15 protein-coding genes and 1 tRNA gene are annotated in these 17,781 nt (G+C 62.5%); 13 read left to right on the forward strand and 3 right to left on the reverse strand.

Annotated elements, in window-relative coordinates; translation table 11 throughout:
• Nucleotides 1–16 precede the first annotated feature (16 nt).
• From H681_RS23240 to H681_RS26495, 3 genes are all read right to left on the reverse strand, one after another.
• Nucleotides 17–520 carry a hypothetical protein gene (locus tag H681_RS23240; protein WP_015479344.1) on the reverse strand — a complete coding sequence of 168 codons (504 nt, stop codon included), beginning with the start codon at nucleotides 518–520 and terminating at the stop codon, nucleotides 17–19.
• Nucleotides 521–735: 215 nt separating this feature from the next.
• A protein-coding gene (locus H681_RS23245; RefSeq protein WP_086009549.1) for an IS3 family transposase occupies nucleotides 736–1,886 on the reverse strand; the annotation gives its coding sequence in 2 pieces (ribosomal slippage) (nucleotides 736–1,643 and nucleotides 1,643–1,886; 1,152 coding nt in all).
• A 59-nt stretch (nucleotides 1,887–1,945) separates the two neighbouring features.
• Nucleotides 1,946–2,089 carry a hypothetical protein gene (locus H681_RS26495; RefSeq protein ID WP_157883351.1) on the reverse strand — a complete coding sequence of 48 codons (144 nt, stop codon included), beginning with the start codon at nucleotides 2,087–2,089 and terminating at the stop codon, nucleotides 1,946–1,948.
• A gap of 425 nt (nucleotides 2,090–2,514) precedes the next feature.
• On the opposite strand from H681_RS26495, the gene H681_RS23255 reads away from it, so the two are divergent.
• The 13 genes from H681_RS23255 to wbpA all read left to right on the forward strand — a co-directional run bounded on the left by H681_RS23255 (nucleotide 2,515) and on the right by wbpA (nucleotide 17,767).
• Complete coding sequence (locus tag H681_RS23255; protein ID WP_015479345.1) at nucleotides 2,515–4,845, forward strand: LTA synthase family protein; 2,331 nt, start codon at nucleotides 2,515–2,517, stop codon at nucleotides 4,843–4,845.
• 282 nt (nucleotides 4,846–5,127) lie between these two features.
• Nucleotides 5,128–5,901: an ABC transporter ATP-binding protein gene (locus H681_RS23260; RefSeq protein WP_015479346.1), complete on the forward strand. Its 774-nt coding sequence runs from the start codon at nucleotides 5,128–5,130 to the stop codon at nucleotides 5,899–5,901.
• A 14-nt stretch (nucleotides 5,902–5,915) separates the two neighbouring features.
• Nucleotides 5,916–6,668 (forward strand): ABC transporter substrate-binding protein, encoded by a 753-nt coding sequence (locus tag H681_RS23265; protein ID WP_015479347.1) that lies wholly within the window; start codon nucleotides 5,916–5,918, stop codon nucleotides 6,666–6,668.
• A gap of 56 nt (nucleotides 6,669–6,724) precedes the next feature.
• The gene (locus tag H681_RS23270) at nucleotides 6,725–7,420 is read left to right on the forward strand and encodes an ABC transporter permease (protein WP_015479348.1); all 696 of its coding nucleotides are present in this window, start codon (nucleotides 6,725–6,727) and stop codon (nucleotides 7,418–7,420) included.
• A complete protein-coding gene (locus H681_RS23275; RefSeq protein WP_015479349.1) occupies nucleotides 7,417–8,109 on the forward strand; it encodes an ABC transporter permease in 693 nt (230 codons plus the stop codon). Before H681_RS23270 ends, H681_RS23275 begins: the two co-directional genes overlap by 4 nt.
• 66 nt (nucleotides 8,110–8,175) lie before the next feature.
• The gene (locus tag H681_RS23280) at nucleotides 8,176–9,396 is read left to right on the forward strand and encodes a methyltransferase (RefSeq protein ID WP_015479350.1); all 1,221 of its coding nucleotides are present in this window, start codon (nucleotides 8,176–8,178) and stop codon (nucleotides 9,394–9,396) included.
• Between the two features lie 389 nt (nucleotides 9,397–9,785).
• Nucleotides 9,786–10,256, forward strand: a complete 471-nt coding sequence (locus H681_RS23285) for a MarR family winged helix-turn-helix transcriptional regulator (protein WP_015479351.1) — start codon at nucleotides 9,786–9,788, stop codon at nucleotides 10,254–10,256.
• Nucleotides 10,253–11,734, forward strand: a complete 1,482-nt coding sequence (locus H681_RS23290) for an efflux transporter outer membrane subunit (protein WP_015479352.1) — start codon at nucleotides 10,253–10,255, stop codon at nucleotides 11,732–11,734. The genes H681_RS23285 and H681_RS23290 overlap by 4 nt, the downstream gene beginning before the upstream one ends.
• A gap of 14 nt (nucleotides 11,735–11,748) precedes the next feature.
• A complete protein-coding gene (locus H681_RS23295) occupies nucleotides 11,749–12,933 on the forward strand; it encodes an HlyD family secretion protein (RefSeq protein WP_015479353.1) in 1,185 nt (394 codons plus the stop codon).
• Between the two features lie 13 nt (nucleotides 12,934–12,946).
• Nucleotides 12,947–14,479, forward strand: coding sequence for a DHA2 family efflux MFS transporter permease subunit (locus H681_RS23300; RefSeq protein WP_015479354.1), 1,533 nt, complete (start codon nucleotides 12,947–12,949; stop codon nucleotides 14,477–14,479).
• A gap of 73 nt (nucleotides 14,480–14,552) precedes the next feature.
• Nucleotides 14,553–14,628, forward strand: a tRNA-Thr gene (locus H681_RS23305).
• A gap of 681 nt (nucleotides 14,629–15,309) precedes the next feature.
• Nucleotides 15,310–16,365, forward strand: a complete 1,056-nt coding sequence (locus H681_RS23315; protein ID WP_041712241.1) for an LPS O-antigen chain length determinant protein WzzB — start codon at nucleotides 15,310–15,312, stop codon at nucleotides 16,363–16,365.
• A 97-nt stretch (nucleotides 16,366–16,462) separates the two neighbouring features.
• Nucleotides 16,463–17,767, forward strand: a complete 1,305-nt coding sequence (gene wbpA / locus H681_RS23320; protein ID WP_041712242.1) for a UDP-N-acetyl-D-glucosamine 6-dehydrogenase — start codon at nucleotides 16,463–16,465, stop codon at nucleotides 17,765–17,767.
• Nucleotides 17,768–17,781: the final 14 nt, after the last annotated feature.

Here is a 17,781-nt window from a genome sequence, read left to right on the forward strand (position 1 = left end):
AATCTCCAGTGATGAATCAGTTACCCATGATCCTCCGGTACTCCTGCTGGTACTGGTCGTAGGGCAGGTTACGCTGCTGGAGCTGCTGAATCTGCTGCTCCTTGGATGGGGCGTAGGTCGGCTGAGCGTATGCTTGTGGCGGCGCTGATCGTGTCTGCACATAGCCGCCGCAGCCAGGCTTACCGTTGTCGATGATCAGGTTGCCTTCGGCCGTGAACTGGACCATGCCAAACAGGAAGGCGAAAAATTCCTGGTCGATCACGACGTTCGAGAGGCCGACGGCGCATTGGTCCTTCTCGATAGCGCGGTCGATAGCTTCTTTGATGTTGGGCTGTCCAAGCGGAATAATGATCACGGGGATGCTGTCGCTGCCGGACACCCGGCGCCCCTCGCTGAATTGCCCTGAGTTCATGTTCACGTTCTTGCTGCTTGCAACCGTGAGATCTGCGACGCGGGTGGTGCAGCCGTCCAGCATGGCGCTCATTGCGAGTGCAGTAGCAGTGAAACGAATCGCGCGCATGGCGACCTCCTTGTCATCTTGGATTGAAATAAGGTGCTGTGCTTACCATTTGCAGCCTTTCCTGATGTCTGCGAATGCCGCGTCAGCACCTGAGGAGTCAAAAATCGCAGTTACCGGGCTCTCGTTGTATGGGGTAACGCTAGCGATGAACGACTTGCTGCTGGCTAGCTTCTTGAGTACGCCAACGGGGGAGCCTGTGAATCGCCCCGGCTTTCCTAGACACTCTCCAAGCTCTGGAAATAGCGCTTTTCAAACTCCACTGGCGATAGCTGCATAGCGCTGCTGTGCCGGCGTTTGGGGTTATAAAACATCTCGATGTAATCGAACACATCACTGCGAGCTTCTTCGCGAGTGCCGTAGGTTTTCCGTCGGATGCGTTCGCGCTTCAGCAACTGGAAAAAGCTTTCTGCCACCGCGTTGTCGTGACAGTTGCCGCGTCGACTCATGCTGCTGATGAGATTGTTGGCCTTGAGGAAACTCTGCCAGTCCGAGCTGCTGAACTGGCTGCCCTGGTCGGAGTGGATCATCACTTCCTGCTTGGGCTTGCGCCGCCACACCGCCATCAGCAACGCATCGATGGCCAGGTCGCTGCACATCCGTGGTTTCATCGACCAGCCAATCACCTGGCGTGAAAACAGATCCAGCACCACCGCCAAGTACAACCAACCCTCATAGGTGCGGATGTAGGTGATGTCGGTGACCCAGACCTTGTTCGGTTCACTGACGTTGAACTGCCGCTCCAGGCGATTGGGCGAGGCCACCGTCGGTCTGCCACCGTAATAGCCGGGACGCCGACGATAACCGGTCTGCGAGCGCAGCCCCTCTCCCCGCATCAGGCGAGCCACGCGGTGCCGGCCACAGGACTCCCCCAGTTCACGCAGGTCGTCGTGGATCTTGCGGTAGCCGTAGACCCCACCGCTTTCCAGCCAGGCATGCTTGATCAATCCGAGCAGGCGCTGATCTTCCTTGGTGCGTACGGATTTCGGCTCGGCCAGCCAGGCGTAGTAACCGCTGGGATGCACCTTGAGGGTCTGGCAGAGACGCCGTACCGGGTACTCCACCGACAGCTTGCTGATGAAGGCGTACTTCAGCCGGACTCCTTGGCAAAGTACGCGGCGGCCTTTTTTAGGATGTCTCGCTCTTCGGTCACCCGCTTGAGTTCGGCGCGCAGACGACGCAGTTCGGCCTGCTGATCGTCTTCCTGCTGCCGTTGTTCCTGGGGCTTGCCGTAGCGCTTGATCCAGGCATACAGGCTATGCACCGACATGCCCAGCCGCGCTGCCACCTCGGCCACGGGGAGGCCGCGCTCGGTCACTTGCTTGACCGCTTCGATTTTGAATTCTTCGGGGTAACGCTGGTTGCTCATGGCACCTCCTAACGGGCCTCATTATGAGGCTTGGAGGTGTCTACGAAACTAGGGGCTATTCAGTTCGTCTTGTTCAACCGAAGGATGATGACGGTTCGCCCCTCAGGAACGGCGCCGATTGGCAGCACAACAAAGATAGTGATTTGTGTGTAGACACAGATGGCGACGATGATCGCAACCGCTAAGCCAATGATGGTTTTCATGACGACCTCCATGTCATTTGACCTCATTTTGCCACTACGGAATCGCTAGCGTCATCCGCTAAAGGTGCGAGCCAAGCCTGCTGTCACTTACACAAATGTGAGTAGAATTGTGAGTAGATCACAAACCAAAAAACAAAAGTCTCAGCATCTACGCAGTCTGTAGCCGACACTTCGATTCCGTCCCTGGGCACCAAGCCTTCCGAAAAGCCCCTGAAATCGCGAGATTTCAGGGGCTTTTTCATTTCCTTCCGCACAAGTCACTCCCCCGCCCCGGCACGCTCCCGCGATTCGTATCGAATGTTTGCCTAACTACAGTGTCTACTGGCACGTAGCACACCGATCTTTCAGAATCATGACCGTCCGGGCGATTTTCACCATTTGAGTGAGATACCCTCCGGGATTCGACGTTTCGTAGCGGAGTCACTGTGCGCGCATTCATTCGCTGGTGGAATTCACGGGGCAACCTGGTCACCCTGTCAGTCCTTTTCCTGCTGGTCCCCCTGATCGGCCGCCACAGCCTTGGCTGGGGCACCCCGCTGGGCTACCTGTCCGACCTCGCGCTCGGCACACTGCTCGTGGTGGCGCTGCACAACCGCCGCCTGTTCATCGCGATTCCGGTGATGCTGGTCTGGGCCCTGTCGGTCATCGGCACCGCCGAACTGGTCAGCGCCGTGGGCCGCATGCCCGCACCGGAAGACCTGCACTTCCTCACCGACCCGACCTTCGTCGCCAATTCCACCGAAGGCGGCGGCCTCAATCACCAGCACCTGGCCATCGCCATCGGCGCCGGCATCCTGCTTTGCGCCCTGCTCTGGCGCCGCCGCGAGCAGCCGCTGCCGCGCTACGCCTATGCGCTGCCGGCCGCGCTGCTGGCCGGCCACTTCGGCGTGCAGTACTTCCAGCCCAGCGACGCGGAAATGTGGAAGCAGTTCAACCTGCCGCACCAATTGGCATCCCGCGCCATCACCAGCGGCGAGATGGCCTATCAGGACTGGCGCGACCGCGATCTGCCGGAGGCCGTCCCGAACGTCACCGGCCTGACCCAGCACGATCTGAGCGGCACCCCGCTGCTGTCCGGCCGTGGCCAGGCGAAGAACGTGCTGATCATCGCGATGGAAGGGATTCCGGGCGCCTATGTCGCCACCAACCGCGCCGCCCTGAGCAGCAGCTACGAAGAAGCGATGATGCCCAAGCTCAGCACCTGGGCCGAACGGGCGATGACCACCCCGGATTACGTGGTGCACAGCCACCAGACCATCCGCGGCCTCTACGCCATGCTCTGTGGCGACTACAGCAAGCTGGACAACGGCACGCCCAAGGGCGTCGAACTGCTGGGCAACCCGACCCGCGCCGCCGAGTGCCTGCCATCGCAGATGCACCAGGCCGGCTTCAGCACCCACTTCCTGCAGGGCGCCGGGCTGCGCTTCATGGCCAAGGACAAGGTGATGCCGGCTATGGGCTTCGACAAGACCCTCGGCCGCGACTGGTTCAAGAAGAAGCCCTACCTGGAGTTTGCCTGGGGCATGGACGACAAGGCCTTCTTCGAAGGCGCGCTGGACTACGTCGGCCAACTGCGCCAGAAGAAGCAGCCGTGGATGCTCACCCTGCTGACCGTCGGCACCCACCAGCCCTACTCGGCCACGCCGGAATACCTCGCGAAGTACCCGACGCCGCGCCAGGCCGCCATTGCCTACCTGGACGACGCCGTGGATGCCTTCCTCAAGGGACTGGAAGAGAAGGGCGTGCTGAAGGACACCCTGGTGATCGTCACCTCCGACGAGTCCCACGGTATCGATAACGTGCGCCTCGCTTCGGCGTGGGGCCTGAACCTGGTGCTCGCACCGGAACAGGCCGCGCTGCCGCCGGTAAAGGCCGGCGTCTATGGTCACGTGGACCTGGAGTCGTCGATCCTCGACTACTTCGCCATCAAGGCGCCGCAGGATATCGCCGGCCGCTCGCTGTTCCGCGAGTACCAGACCGGCCGGGAAATGGTCTCCTTCACCAACGGCATGCAGCGCTACCACGATGGCAAGGGCACCTTCGTCGAGTGCGATTTCCAACAGGCCTGTCGGCGCTACAAGAGTGACGGTTTCATCGCCAACAGCGCCAAGTTCGAGGGCCGCTTCAGTGGCCGCGACGCCCGCCTGATGACCGCCCGCGCCGACATCCTCGACCAGTCGGTGGTCAACGCCCAGTCGTCCCGCGAGTACCAGTTCGCCACCCGTGAGCGCATTCGCCTGAAGCCGCAGGTCACCAACGAGTACACCGACAACCTGATCGGTGCGCAGTACCTGGAGTTCCCGGCCAACTCGCACACCACGGTGAGCCTGAAGATCCGCGCGGTCCAGATGGACAGCAAGGGCGCGCGCATTCAGCTCAAGACCCGCTCGTTCGAGCAGCCGGTGCCGATCCCGATACCGGAGTTCCCACTGGTCAAACGCAACCAGCCGCTGGCGGTGTCCTTCTCCTTCGACAACGAGAAAGTGCTCAAGGCGTTCTCCTTCCACCTGCTGGCCGAAGGCAAGGGCATCATCGAGATCACTGACTTCCACGTCATGACCGAGCCGCGCAAATCCCCGGTCAACGCCAGCGAGCCGGGGGCTGCCGGCCTGGCCGACCGCGAGGCGCTGCCGATCCCTCGCCTCTCCGGGCACCCGAACCTGATGGCCAGCCAGCCGGCGGAATCCCAGGGTGACGCGGTACCCGCCGATGCCGTTGAAGATCCGGCACCCCAACTGCGCCAACTGATGCAGTGAGCGAAGCCGGCGGCCGCCCGGGCCGCCGGTCTTTCCCCCATCCACGGAAGCTGGCACTATCGCGCCCCCCCCGCAACGCAATCCCCCGACCTGAGCCGCTAGTTCAGCCCAGGCGACAACACACTGTGGCAATGCGACAACTTGCCACTATCCCGGGGACCAGCGACAGATGGGCGCTTGGCGCACCCTGGGACGCGTGTTAGCTTGCCCCTCGCCAGGATGGCCCCGATTCTGCAGTATCCCCACTGCGAGAGCGTCCTAATAACAATAGAGGAGCCCCCTATGGCCGAGGCCATACCCGCACTGGAAATCCGTAACCTGCACAAGCGTTACGGTGACCTGGAAGTGCTCAAAGGCATTTCCCTGACTGCCCGTGACGGCGACGTCATTTCCATCCTCGGCTCCTCCGGTTCCGGTAAATCCACCTTCCTGCGCTGCATCAACCTGCTGGAGAACCCGCACCAGGGCCAGATCCTGGTTGCCGGCGAAGAGCTCAAGCTGAAGAAGATCAAGGACGGATCGCTGGTGGCCGCCGACGGCAAGCAGATCAATCGCCTGCGCAGCGAACTGGGCTTCGTCTTCCAGAACTTCAACCTCTGGCCACACATGAGCATCCTCGACAACATCATCGAGGCGCCGCGCCGTGTGCTGGGCAAGACCCGCGCCGAAGCCACCGAGATCGCCGAGGCCCTGCTGGCCAAGGTCGGCATCTCCGACAAGCGCCACAGCTTCCCCGCGCAGCTTTCCGGTGGCCAGCAGCAGCGCGCCGCCATCGCCCGCACCCTGGCGATGCAGCCCAAGGTCATCCTCTTCGACGAGCCAACGTCCGCACTGGACCCGGAAATGGTCCAGGAAGTGCTTAACGTTATCCGCGCGCTCGCCGATGAGGGTCGCACCATGCTGCTGGTGACCCATGAAATGAACTTTGCCCGCCAGGTATCCAGTGAGGTGGTGTTCCTCCACCAGGGCCTGGTAGAAGAGCAGGGACCGCCGCAGCAGGTATTTGACAACCCGCAATCGGCACGCTGTAAACAATTCATGTCCAGCCACCGCTAACGGAGCATCACTGCATGAAAAACTATAAGAAGATCCTTCTGGCTGTCGCGGCCACCCTGGCAATTGGGGGCAATGCCATCGCCGCGGAGAAACTGCGCATCGGCACCGAAGGCGCCTACCCGCCCTTCAACGGCATCGACGCCAGCGGCCAGGTCATCGGCTTCGACATCGACATCGCCAAGGCCCTGTGCGCCAAGATGAAAACCGAGTGCGACGTCGTCACCTCCGACTGGGACGGCATCATCCCCGCCCTGAACGCGAAGAAGTTCGACTTCATCGTCGCGTCCATGTCGATCACCGACGAACGCAAGCAGGCGGTGGACTTCACCAACCCCTACTACACCAACAAGCTGCAGTTCGTAGCGCCCAAGTCGGTCGCCTTCAAGACCGACAAGGAGTACCTCAAGGGCAAGGTGATCGGCGCCCAGCGCGCGACCATCGCGGGCACCTGGCTTGAGGACAACATGTCCGACATCGTCACCATCAAGCTGTACGACACCCAGGAAAACGCCTACCTCGACCTCTCCTCGGGCCGCCTCGACGGCGTGCTGGCCGACAAGTTCGTACAGTACGACTGGCTCAAGAGCGACTCCGGCAAGGACTTCGAGTTCAAGGGCGAGCCGGTGTTCGACAACGACCAGATCGGCATCGCCGTGCGCAAGGGCGACCCGCTGCGCGAGAAGCTGAACGCCGCTCTGAAGGAAATCGTCGACGACGGTACCTACAAGAAGATCAACGACAAGTACTTCCCCTTCAGCATCTACTGATGCACGTGCCGCGCCGCCCGGACTCGGGCGGCGCGTGCCCCCAGGCGTGATTCCCCATGATTTTCGACCTGCACGGCTTTGGCGATCAGCTGATCGCCGGCACCTGGATGACGCTCAAGCTTTCGCTCGCCGCAGTCTGCGTCGGACTGATCCTCGGCCTGCTGGGCGCGATAGCCAAGACATCCAGGAACACCTTCCTGCGCATGCTCGGCGGCTTCTACACCACCGTGGTGCGCGGCGTACCCGAGACCCTCTGGGTATTGATGATCTATTTCGGCACCGTGAGCGGCCTGAACGCCCTCGGCGACCTGTTCGGCCACCCCGAACTCGCCCTGTCGCCTTTCGCCGCCGGTACCTGTGCCCTGGGCCTGTGCTTCGGCGCCTACGCCACCGAGGTGTTTCGCGGCGCGCTGCTGGCGATCCCCAAGGGTCATCGTGAGGCCGGCCAGGCGCTGGGCCTTTCCGCCCCGCGCATCTTCTGGCGCATCGTGCTGCCACAGGTGTGGCGCGTGGCACTGCCGGGCCTGGGCAATCTCTATCTGATCCTGCTGAAGGACACCGCACTGGTCTCGCTGATCACCCTCGACGAAATCATGCGCAAGGCTCAGGTCGCCTCCAACGCGACCAAGGAACCCTTCACCTTCTACATGACCGCGGCCTTCATCTACCTGGGCCTGACCGTCTTCATCATGGCCGCCCTGCACTACCTCGAGCGCCGCGCCGGCCGTGGCTTCGTGAGGAACGAGCTATGACCGATCTCGAGCTGATCCTCAAATGGATGCCGAAGATGCTCCAGGGCGCCACCCTGACCCTGGAGCTGCTGGCCATCGCCGTGGTCGCCGGCCTGTGCCTGGCGGTGCCACTGGGCATCGCCCGTGCCTCGCGACACTGGTACGTGCGCGCGATGCCCTATGCCTACATCTTCTTCTTCCGCGGCACCCCGCTGCTGCTGCAGCTGTTCATCGTCTACTACGGGCTCGCCCAGTTCGAGAGCGTACGCAAGGGGCCGCTCTGGCCGTACCTGCGCGATCCCTACTGGTGCGCGCTGCTGACCATGACGCTGCACACTGCGGCCTACATCGCCGAGATCCTGCGCGGCGCCATCCACGCCATCCCGGTGGGTGAAGTGGAAGCCGCCCGCGCGCTGGGCATGTCGCGTCGCCAAGCACTGTTCCACATCATCCTGCCGCGCGCCGCGCGCATCGCCCTGCCGGCCTACAGCAACGAGGTGATCCTCATGCTCAAGGCCAGCGCCGTGGTGTACACCGTGACCCTGTTCGACATCATGGGCATGACCCGCACCATCATCGCCCGCACCTACGAGGCCATGCTGTTCTTCTGCCTCGCCGGCCTGTTCTACCTGGTCATCACCCTGCTGCTGACCCGCATCTTCCGCCTGCTGGAGCACTGGCTGAAGGTGGACTCCATGCAGGGCCGCTGACCGGCGCGCCGCTCGCCCACGGGGCCGCTATAATGCGCGCCCCGTGGCTTCCCCCCGCTTCACACCGTGCACGCCAACGACACTCCCCTGACCGGCCCCGACCTGCTCCAGCGCTTCCAGGCACTGGACGGTTTCCTGCTGGAGCACCGGGCGTTGTGGCGACCGAAACCGTTCACGCAACGGGAGTTGCCCTGGGAGCGCGACCACCCCGAGCTGGCAGCCTGGCTGCGCAAGCGCAGCCTCGAAGACGCCGACGCGCTACACAACACGCCCGAACGCCTCGACGCCCCGGCCCCCTTCCCGGCACTGGCCGCCACGGCCGCCCAGCTTTCAGCCGTTGGCGAACTGTCGGCGACACCTCTGGGCAAGCTGCCAAACCCGCTGACCGTCGACGTCCCCGGACGCAAGTGGCAGCAGATCGAAGCCTTCGCCAGCCGCCTGAATTTCGCCCAGCCACCACGCCAATGGCTCGACTGGTGCGCCGGCAAGGGGCATCTGGGACGCCTGCTGGCACGGAACGGAACACCGCTGCTCAGCCTGGAGTTCGACGCCGCCCTGGTGGACGACGGCCAACGCATGAGTGACCGGCTCCGCTTGCGTGCCCAGCATCGCCAGCAGGACGTGCTCGCGCCCGATGCCAGCGAGCACCTGCAAGCCGAGCACAGCGCCGTCGCCCTGCACGCCTGCGGCGATCTGCACGTGCGGCTGCTGCACCTGGCCAGCGAACGCGGCTGCCGTCAACTGGCCATCGCACCTTGCTGTTACAACCGCATCGACCGCGACGACTACCGCGCGCTTTCCAGCGCCGCGCAAGGCTCCGGACTGCGGTTGTCGCGAGACGACCTGCGCCTGGCGCAGGCCGAAACCGTCACTGCCGGCGCCCGTGTACGCCGGCAGCGCGACAACTCGATGGCGCGCCGCCTGGCGTTCGACGTGCTGCAACGGGATCTACGGGGCATCGACGACTACCTCTCGGTACCCTCGGTCTCGCCGACGTGGCTCGACAAATCGTTCGCCGACTACTGCCGCGACCTGGCCGCACTGAAAGGCCTGCCGGCACCCGCCGAGCGTGATTGGCAGGCCCTGGAGACACAAGGCTGGAAGCGTCTGGCCGTAGTGCGCAACCAGGAGCTGGTGCGCGGGCTGTTTCGCCGCCCGATGGAACTGTGGCTGCTCCTCGATCGCGCGCTCTTTCTCCAGGAACGTGGTTATGAGGTCACGCTCGGCAGCTTCTGTAGCCCGAACATGACGCCTCGCAATCTGCTTCTGCTTGCGGAACGCTTCTGAGACGGGCGTTCCAGGAGTCCATCCACAGCCACTGTGGATAACTCTGTTGAAATCCACGAGAAAAATCGCGCTCACGCCGAGCCCAGACAGGGGCAAGGCTCCCTGAGCATTATCCGGGCGTCTCATTAATTCCTTTTAAAACAGCCTGTTAGAAGAAGTCGCAATGAGCCGCAGCGGGCATATTCGATTCCTACGACCCAATGCAGGCCATTGTGCATAAAGCCCTCGGTTTTCATGCTCACTCCAGATAGAACCTGTTGCTCCAGGCAAACCAATCACGATTATTGGAATTGATTGTTCCCTCATAAAGACAATCAAACCTTGTCAATTGCTGCCTAAGAAGTAATATTTCGAAAAACTTCTCTGCCTAGACAGCTATTAGTCTTGTCATGAATCACTACGACGTTGCGGATTTTCCCTTCAAGGGTTCCATCGGCCACCTGCTGGGAGCCAGCGCGCTCCTCAAGGATCGGCTGCTGGACAAGCACCTGGCGCACCTGGACATCACCGCCGCCCAGTTCAAGGTGCTGTTCTTCATCGGCCACGACCGCGCCAATACCCCAGCCGAGTTGTGCCGTGAGCTGTCCATCGACAGCGGCTCGATGACGCGGATGCTCGACCGGCTCGCACGCAAGGACCTGCTGGTCCGCCAGCCCTGCCAGCACGACCGCCGCAGCGTGCGCCTGCACCTGAGCGAGGCCGGCCACGCCGTGAACGACCTGGCGCCACAGATTGTCGTTGCGGCGATGAACGAACTGGTCGGCCACCTGACCCGCGAGGAGCTGCACACCCTGACCAGCCTGCTCGACAAGATCCTGCAAGCCCACGGCGGCGCCCCGTCGCCGGAGAGCAGAACATGACGCCCTTGCACATCGCTCGTCTGCCGGCCTGCATGCTCGGCGCCGTGCTGAGCCTCGCGGGCTGCGTCAGCTCGTCCGGGCTGTTGCCCAGCGGCCAGGCCACCGAACCCGCCAGCCTGAAGGCGGGGACGACCCTCGCAGGCGTTCCGCTGTCCCCCGCGGCCTGGCCCAGCCAGCGCTGGTGGGCCAGCCTGGGCGACCCGCAATTGGATAGCCTGATCGACGAAGCCCTGCGCGGCACGCCAGACCTGGATATCGCCAGCGCCCGCGCCCGCCAGGCCATCGCCGCCGCCCAAGCGCAGGATGCCGACCGCCTGCCGAGTGTGAAGGGTACCGCCAGCTACGCCGGCATCCGCGCTCCGGAAAGCCTGCTGCCGGCGCCAATGGGCGGCCGCTACTCGGCGGTGAAGTACCTGTCGCTGGGCTTCAACTACGACCTGGACCTGTGGGGCGGCAAGCGCGCCGCCTGGGAAGCGGCCCTGGGCCAGGCCAACGCCGCCGAAGTCGACCGCCAGGCCGCGTCGATCACCCTGTCGACCAACGTCGCCCGCGCCTACAGCAACCTGGCCCACGCCTTCGTCGTCCGCGACCTGGCCCGTGACGAGCTGGAGCGCTCGCAGCACCTCTACCAGCTCAGCCAGAAACGCATGGATGCCGGACTGGACAGCAAGGTCCAGTTGCAGCAGACGCAGACCCAGGTCGCCAGCGCCAAGCAGCAACTGGCCGCCGCGGAACAGGAGATCGCCAGCGACCGCATTGCGCTGGCCGTACTGCTCGGCCAGGGCCCCGACCGAGGGCAGAACCTGCAACGCCCGCAGGTGTTGAACCCCGGCGCCCTGGCGCTGCCCTCCAACCTGCCCGCCGAGCTGCTCGGGCGCCGCCCGGACATCGTCGCCGCGCGCTGGCGTGTCGAAGCGAGCACCAAGGACATCCAGTCGGCCAGGACCGAGTTCTATCCGAACCTCAACCTCGGCGCGATGGTCGGCCTGGCCGCGATGCACACCGAGGACGTACTCAAGGCGCCGAGCCGCTTCTTCCAGATCGCCCCGGCGATTTCCCTGCCGATCTTCGATGGTGGCCGCCTGCGCGCCAACCTGGCCGGCAAGGATGCCGACTACGATCTGGCCGTCGCCCAGTACAACAAGACCCTGGTCGGCGCCCTCGGCGAAGTCGCCGACGACCTCGGCCGGCTGCGCTCGCTGGAACAGCAGATCGGTGACCAGCGCGAGGCACGGAACATCGCCAAGTCCAACTTCGACCTGGCCATGCGCCGCTACGGCGAAGGCGTCGGCAACTACCTCGACGCCCTCAGCGTGCAGCAGCAACTGCTCCTCGCCGAACGCCAGTTGGCCAATCTGGACGCCCAGCGCATCGACCTCTCGGTGCAACTGGTCCAGGCCCTGGGCGGCGGCTACCAGCCCGATACCTCCTCCACTCCCGCCCCGCTCGCCCAGGCGAACGCGGCCGCCGCGCATTGAACGAGGCACCCGACATGAGCACCGCACCGCAAGAAATCCAGGGCAGCAATCCCAAGCGCAAGCGCTGGCTGCTGATCCTGCTCGCCGTCGTCGTGCTGGCCGGCATCGCCAGCGCAGCCTGGCAAATCCTCTACGGCCGCTGGCACGAAGACACCGACGACGCCTACGTGAACGGCAACGTCGTGCAGATCACCCCGCAGATCACCGGCACCGTGGTCAGCATCGGCGCCGACGACGGCGACCTGGTGCAAAAGGGCCAGGTGCTGGTGAAGTTCGATCCGAGCGACGCCGATATCGCCCTGCAGCAGGCCGAAGCCAACCTCGCACGCACCGTGCGCCAGGTGCGCGGCCTGTTCAGCAACGTCGACGGCTACAAGGCCGACGTGGCAGCGAAGAAAGTTGCCCTGGCCAAGGCCGAAGCGGACTTCAAGCGCCGGCAGAATCTCGCCAACGATGGCGCCATCTCCCAGGAAGAACTGGCCCACGCCCGCGACGCGCTGGACACCGCGCGCAGCTCGCTGACCAGCGCCGAACAGCAGCTGGACACCAACCGCGCGCTGGTCGACGACACCGTCATCAGCTCTCACCCGGACGTCAAGGCCTCCGCCGCCAAGCTGCGCCAGGCCTACCTGGACGACGCCCGCGCAGTGATCGTCGCCCCGGTCACCGGCTACGTCGCCAAGCGCACCGTGCAGGTCGGCCAGCGCGTGCAGCCAGGCGCCGCGCTGATGGCGGTGATTCCGCTGGACCAGGTATGGATCGACGCCAACTTCAAGGAAACCCAGCTCAAACACATGCGCATCGGCCAGTCGGTGGAAATCCGCTCCGATCTCTACGGCAGCGAAGTGAAGTACTCCGGCACCATCGACAGCCTCGGCGTCGGCACCGGCAGCGCCTTCTCCCTGCTGCCGGCACAGAACGCCACCGGCAACTGGATCAAGATCGTCCAGCGCGTGCCCGTGCGCATCCGCATCAGCCCGGACGAGCTGGACAGGCACCCGCTGCGCATCGGCCTGTCGATGGACGTCAACGTCAACCTGCACGACCAGAGCGGTCCTGCCCTGGCCCAGCAATCGCCGCGCGAGGCGCTGTTCTCCACCGACGTCTACCAGCAGCAACTGGCCTCTGCCGATCAACTGATCGAACAGCTGATCCACGCCAACCTGGCCGACGCCAACCACCGCACCGCCCAGCGCTGATGCCCCTGACGCCATGAGCCAGAACAGCAGTTTCTCCCCGCCCAGCCTGGTCATGGCCACCATCGGCCTGTCGCTGGCGACCTTCATGCAGGTGCTGGACACCACCATTGCCAACGTGGCGCTGCCGACCATTTCCGGCAACCTCGGGGTCAGCTCCGAGCAAGGCACCTGGGTGATCACATCCTTCGCGGTGAGCAACGCCATCGCCCTGCCGCTGACCGGCTGGCTCAGCCGGAAAGTCGGCGAGGTACGGCTGTTCATCGCCGCCACCCTGTTCTTCGTGATCGCGTCGTTCCTCTGCGGCGTGGCGCAGCAGATGGGCATGCTGGTGGGCTTCCGCGCACTGCAGGGCTTCGTCGCCGGCCCGCTGTACCCGATCACCCAGACCCTGCTGATCTCCATCTACCCCCCGGCGAAAAGGGGGATGGCACTGGCGCTGCTGGCGATGGTGACGGTGGTCGCGCCCATTGCCGGACCAATCCTCGGTGGCTGGATCACCGACAGCTACAGCTGGCCGTGGATCTTCTTCATCAACGTACCCATCGGCCTGTTCGCGGCGATGGTGGTCTACCAGCAACTGCGCGAGCGCCCGGTGGTGATCAAGCATGCGCCAATGGACTACATGGGCCTGGCGATGCTGGTACTGGGCGTGGGCGCCTTGCAGATCGTGCTCGACAAGGGCAATGACCTGGACTGGTTCGAGTCCAACTTCATCATCGGCGGCACGACGGTCGCGGTGATCGCCCTCGCCGTGTTCGTAATCTGGGAACTGACCGACCGTCACCCGATCGTCAATCTGCGGCTGTTCGTGCACCGCAACTTCACCACCGGCACCCTGGCCCTGGTCGGCGGCTACGCCGGCTTCTTCGGCATCGGCCTGCTGGTGCCGCTGTGGCTGCAGACGCAGATGGGCTACACCGCCACCTGGGCCGGCCTGGCGGCGGCTCCGATCGGATTCCTGCCGGTGTTCCTCTCACCGATCGTCGGACGCTACGCACAGAACTTCGACCTGCGCGTGCTCGCCGGACTCGCCTTCCTGACGATGGCCGCAACCTGCTTCATGCGCGCCAACTTCACCACCGAAGTCGATTTCACCCACGTCGCCCTGGTACAGATGCTCATGGGCCTGGGCGTGGCCTTCTTCTTCATGCCGATCCTCAGCATCCTGCTCTCGGACCTGCCGCCCGAGCAGATCGCCGACGGCTCGGGGCTGGCCACCTTCCTGCGCACCCTGGCCGGCAGCTTCGCCGCATCCCTGACCACCTGGCTGTGGAACCGCCGCGCGACCATGCACCACGCCCACCTGAGCGAAAACCTCAGCGAGTACGACCCGGCCACCCGAGCCACCATCGAGCAACTGGGCGGCCCCGGCCAACACAGCTCCGCGCTGCTGGAACGCATGGTGGAAAGCCAGGCCTACATGATTTCCACCATCGACTACTTCACCCTGCTGGGCTGGCTATTCCTCGCCATGCTGGTGGTCATCTGCCTGGCCAAGCCGCCGTTCGGCGCCAAACCTGGCGCGGCAGCGGCGGGAGGGCACTGATCGGGTACTGCATCACACTGTAAAATCAGTGGTTTACACCCAAGGCCGCGCCGCTATAATGGCCATCCTCCTTGCCGGTATAGCTCAGCTGGTAGAGCAACTGACTTGTAATCAGTAGGTCCCGGGTTCGACTCCTGGTGCCGGCACCATCAGATCCACACACAAAGGCCCGCCTCGCAGCGGGCCTTTGTGTTTCTGCCTGACGCGTTGCTCGATGCTCGCAGATTGCATCCACCTGAAGGCACTCCAACGGACGCCGTCATCGCCCAGTCGCATTTTTTGACCCAATCGAGGTCTAACCTGCCAGCCGAGCCTCATGACCGTCAGCAATGACTTGGGCTCCTGTACCCCTATCGTCAACTAAAACCAGGCTGGGCGATGTCAGACGCAACGTTTGCTCGGCGGCCACCAGGCCGGAGTCACAGCCAACAGGCAGTCCCAGCACGTCGGTCCCCAAGAGCCGATACGTGGAAATGGACAGGCAGTGCTATGACATTCGTGTGCAAGTTCATATCATATGCGGCCCGCTCATGCGGATCAGAATGGATTTATTCGCTTCGTTGCCGGCCTGCCCCATTGGGCGCCAGTGGTACGAATCGTACATGGAGGTCCGGCGGCCAAGCAGGCGCTGGCAGAAACACCGCGACACCGCCCTATCCCGGAAAGTCGCGTCGTAGAGGTTGTAAGACCCTGAGAGTCCCCGCTCGTTGCGGGGCGCAGCGGCACTACGGAGTGCCTGCTCGTTAACCCGTGTTCCAGCCCGGTCGGCTACAGCCCCAAAGGTTTCCGCCCGAGGCCAGAGCCAATGCCTATAAGAAGCGGAGCCCAAGTTGACCTCAGCTAGCCCAAGCAATCAGCACGATGAAATCGATCTGATCGAGTTATTCCAAAGCCTCTGGCAGCAGAAGTGGCTAATTGCCGCCATTACCGCCATTGCAGTAGCCTGCGCTGCCGCCTTTGCCTTGCTCAGCACGCCAACCTATGAAGCCAAGTCCGGGGTGCTGCCTCCGCGACTGAGCGATATCGCGGGCTACAACCTGGGACGTCGCGAAGCCGATCTATCTGAGTACAAAGTCGAAGACATTTATCGGGTATTCAAGAGCAATCTGCTGTCCGATGGCGTCAAGCGAGAACTGTTCCAGAAAGCCTATCTGCCCAGCTTGAAGGAAGCCGTAGCCAATGAGGCCCAGGATCGGCTATGGATCCGTTTCAACGACCTGCTGACGGTGAAGGCACCGGACGCCAAGAACAACCCCGACTACTTCACCATCACAGTGCAGCATGAAGATCCCCAAGCCGCCGCTGACTGGGCGAACCGCTATGTGAGCATGGTGGAGGAGAAGACCGAAGCCGATATGAAGGCCAACCTGTTGACCGAGATCGGCACCAAGGCGCAATCCATTGAGCGGCAGATCGAAGTGCTGCGCGCCAGTGCACAGAAGCGCCGAGAAGACCGCATCATTCGCTTGCGCGAGGCGCAGCAAGTGGCCGAAACGGTCGGCATCGATGCCCCCCAGGTCACGGCTGGCAAGACCTCCTCCGACGGCGATCTGGCAGAGTTCATGGATGGCAACCTGATGTACATGCGCGGCGCCAAGGCCATAGGTGCCGAGTTGACCGTGCTGGAACAGCGCAAGAATGACGACCCCTTCATTCCCGAACTGCGCGGGCTGGAAAACCAGATGGCATTCCTCCGCGGCGTGGACGTGAATCCGGACAACGTTTCGGTGTACACCCTGGATAGCAGCGCGGAAGTGCCGCAGACCCCGATCAAACCCAAAAAGGCGCTTATTGTGGCACTGGGACTGGTCTTGGGTGGAATGCTTGGCGTGTTTGTTGCGTTTATTCGCACCATACTCCTTAGACGAACTAATAAGCCAGATTGATAACGATACCAACCGCACGGCGCCTCAAGACGACCGTATAGTTTCAGGTTTATCCGATAAGCAGTTTTCTACCATTTTATTAAATGGACTTTAACATATGTACAAAGCAACAATTGAGCGCCTCAAGTCCAAGGAATCCATTATTGGCATAGTTGGCATGGGGTACGTTGGCTTACCGCTGATGCTGCGTTACAACGCAATTGGCTTCAATGTGCTCGGCATCGACATTGATGAAAGCAAAGTAACCATGCTCAATGCGGGCGAGAGCTATATCGAGCACATACCTGCCGAGAAGATTCTTGCTGCACGAGCGAGTGGATTTGCCGCGACCAACGACTTCAGCCGTGTCGCCGAGTGCGATGCATTGATTCTCTGCGTTCCGACTCCGCTGAACAAATACCGTGAACCGGATATGAGCTTCGTAATCAATACGACCGACGCACTCAAACCATATCTGCGTGCAGGCCAGGTCGTTTCGCTGGAGAGCACCACCTATCCTGGCACTACGGAAGAAGAGCTCTTGCCACGCGTTCAAGAGGGCGGCCTGGTGGTAGGGGAAAATATCTTCCTCGTCTATTCGCCTGAGCGGGAAGACCCGGGCAATCCAAATTTTGAAACCCGCACCATTCCAAAGGTTATTGGTGGCCACACACCTGCTTGCCTGGAAGTTGGTATTGCTTTGTATGAGCAAGCAATCGATCAGGTAGTCCCCGTTACATCAACCAAAGCCGCAGAAATGACCAAGCTGTTGGAAAATATCCATCGTGCGGTCAACATTGGCTTGGTCAATGAAATGAAGATTGTTGCCGATCGCATGGGCATTGATATCTTCGAAGTGGTCGATGCCGCCGCCACCAAGCCGTTCGGCTTCACCGCCTACTATCCAGGGCCCGGCCTGGGCGGTCATTGCATCCCCATTGATCCCTTCTATCTGACCTGGAAGGCTCGCGAATATGGCCTGCATACCCGCTTCATCGAGCTTTCCGGCGAGGTCAATCGGGCAATGCCGGAGTATGTCCTTAGCAAGCTGATGGATGGGCTCAATGACAGCGGCAAGGCGCTGAAGGGGAGCCGGGTTCTAGTACTAGGCATCGCCTACAAGAAGAACGTCGATGACATGCGGGAATCGCCCTCCGTGGAAATCATGGAGTTGATTGAGGAGAAAGGCGGCATTGTTGCCTATAGCGACCCGCACGTCCCCGTCTTCCCGAAAATGCGCGAACACCATTTCGAGCTGAGCAGCGAAGCATTGACTGCAGAAAACCTAGCCAGCTTTGACGCCGTGATACTGGCCACCGATCACGACAAGTTCGACTATGAACTGATCAAGCAGCATGCCCGGCTGGTCGTCGACAGCCGTGGCAAATACCGGGCCCCGGCCGAGCACATCATCAAGGCCTGATTTGTCGTCAAGCA

It is taken from the genome of Pseudomonas sp. ATCC 13867 (assembly GCF_000349845.1).
In the GTDB taxonomy this organism is placed as follows: domain Bacteria; phylum Pseudomonadota; class Gammaproteobacteria; order Pseudomonadales; family Pseudomonadaceae; genus Pseudomonas.

Coding starts and splice junctions, on each gene's coding strand:
- H681_RS23240 (WP_015479344.1), bottom strand. CDS start 520: ATGCGCGCGATTCGTTTCACTGCTACTGCACTCGCAATGAGCGCCATG.
- H681_RS26495 (WP_157883351.1), bottom strand. CDS start 2,089: ATGAAAACCATCATTGGCTTAGCGGTTGCGATCATCGTCGCCATCTGT.
- H681_RS23260 (WP_015479346.1), top strand. CDS start 5,128: ATGGCCGAGGCCATACCCGCACTGGAAATCCGTAACCTGCACAAGCGT.
- H681_RS23265 (WP_015479347.1), top strand. CDS start 5,916: ATGAAAAACTATAAGAAGATCCTTCTGGCTGTCGCGGCCACCCTGGCA.
- H681_RS23270 (WP_015479348.1), top strand. CDS start 6,725: ATGATTTTCGACCTGCACGGCTTTGGCGATCAGCTGATCGCCGGCACC.
- H681_RS23275 (WP_015479349.1), top strand. CDS start 7,417: ATGACCGATCTCGAGCTGATCCTCAAATGGATGCCGAAGATGCTCCAG.
- H681_RS23285 (WP_015479351.1), top strand. CDS start 9,786: ATGAATCACTACGACGTTGCGGATTTTCCCTTCAAGGGTTCCATCGGC.
- H681_RS23290 (WP_015479352.1), top strand. CDS start 10,253: ATGACGCCCTTGCACATCGCTCGTCTGCCGGCCTGCATGCTCGGCGCC.
- H681_RS23295 (WP_015479353.1), top strand. CDS start 11,749: ATGAGCACCGCACCGCAAGAAATCCAGGGCAGCAATCCCAAGCGCAAG.
- H681_RS23300 (WP_015479354.1), top strand. CDS start 12,947: ATGAGCCAGAACAGCAGTTTCTCCCCGCCCAGCCTGGTCATGGCCACC.
- wbpA (WP_041712242.1), top strand. CDS start 16,463: ATGTACAAAGCAACAATTGAGCGCCTCAAGTCCAAGGAATCCATTATT.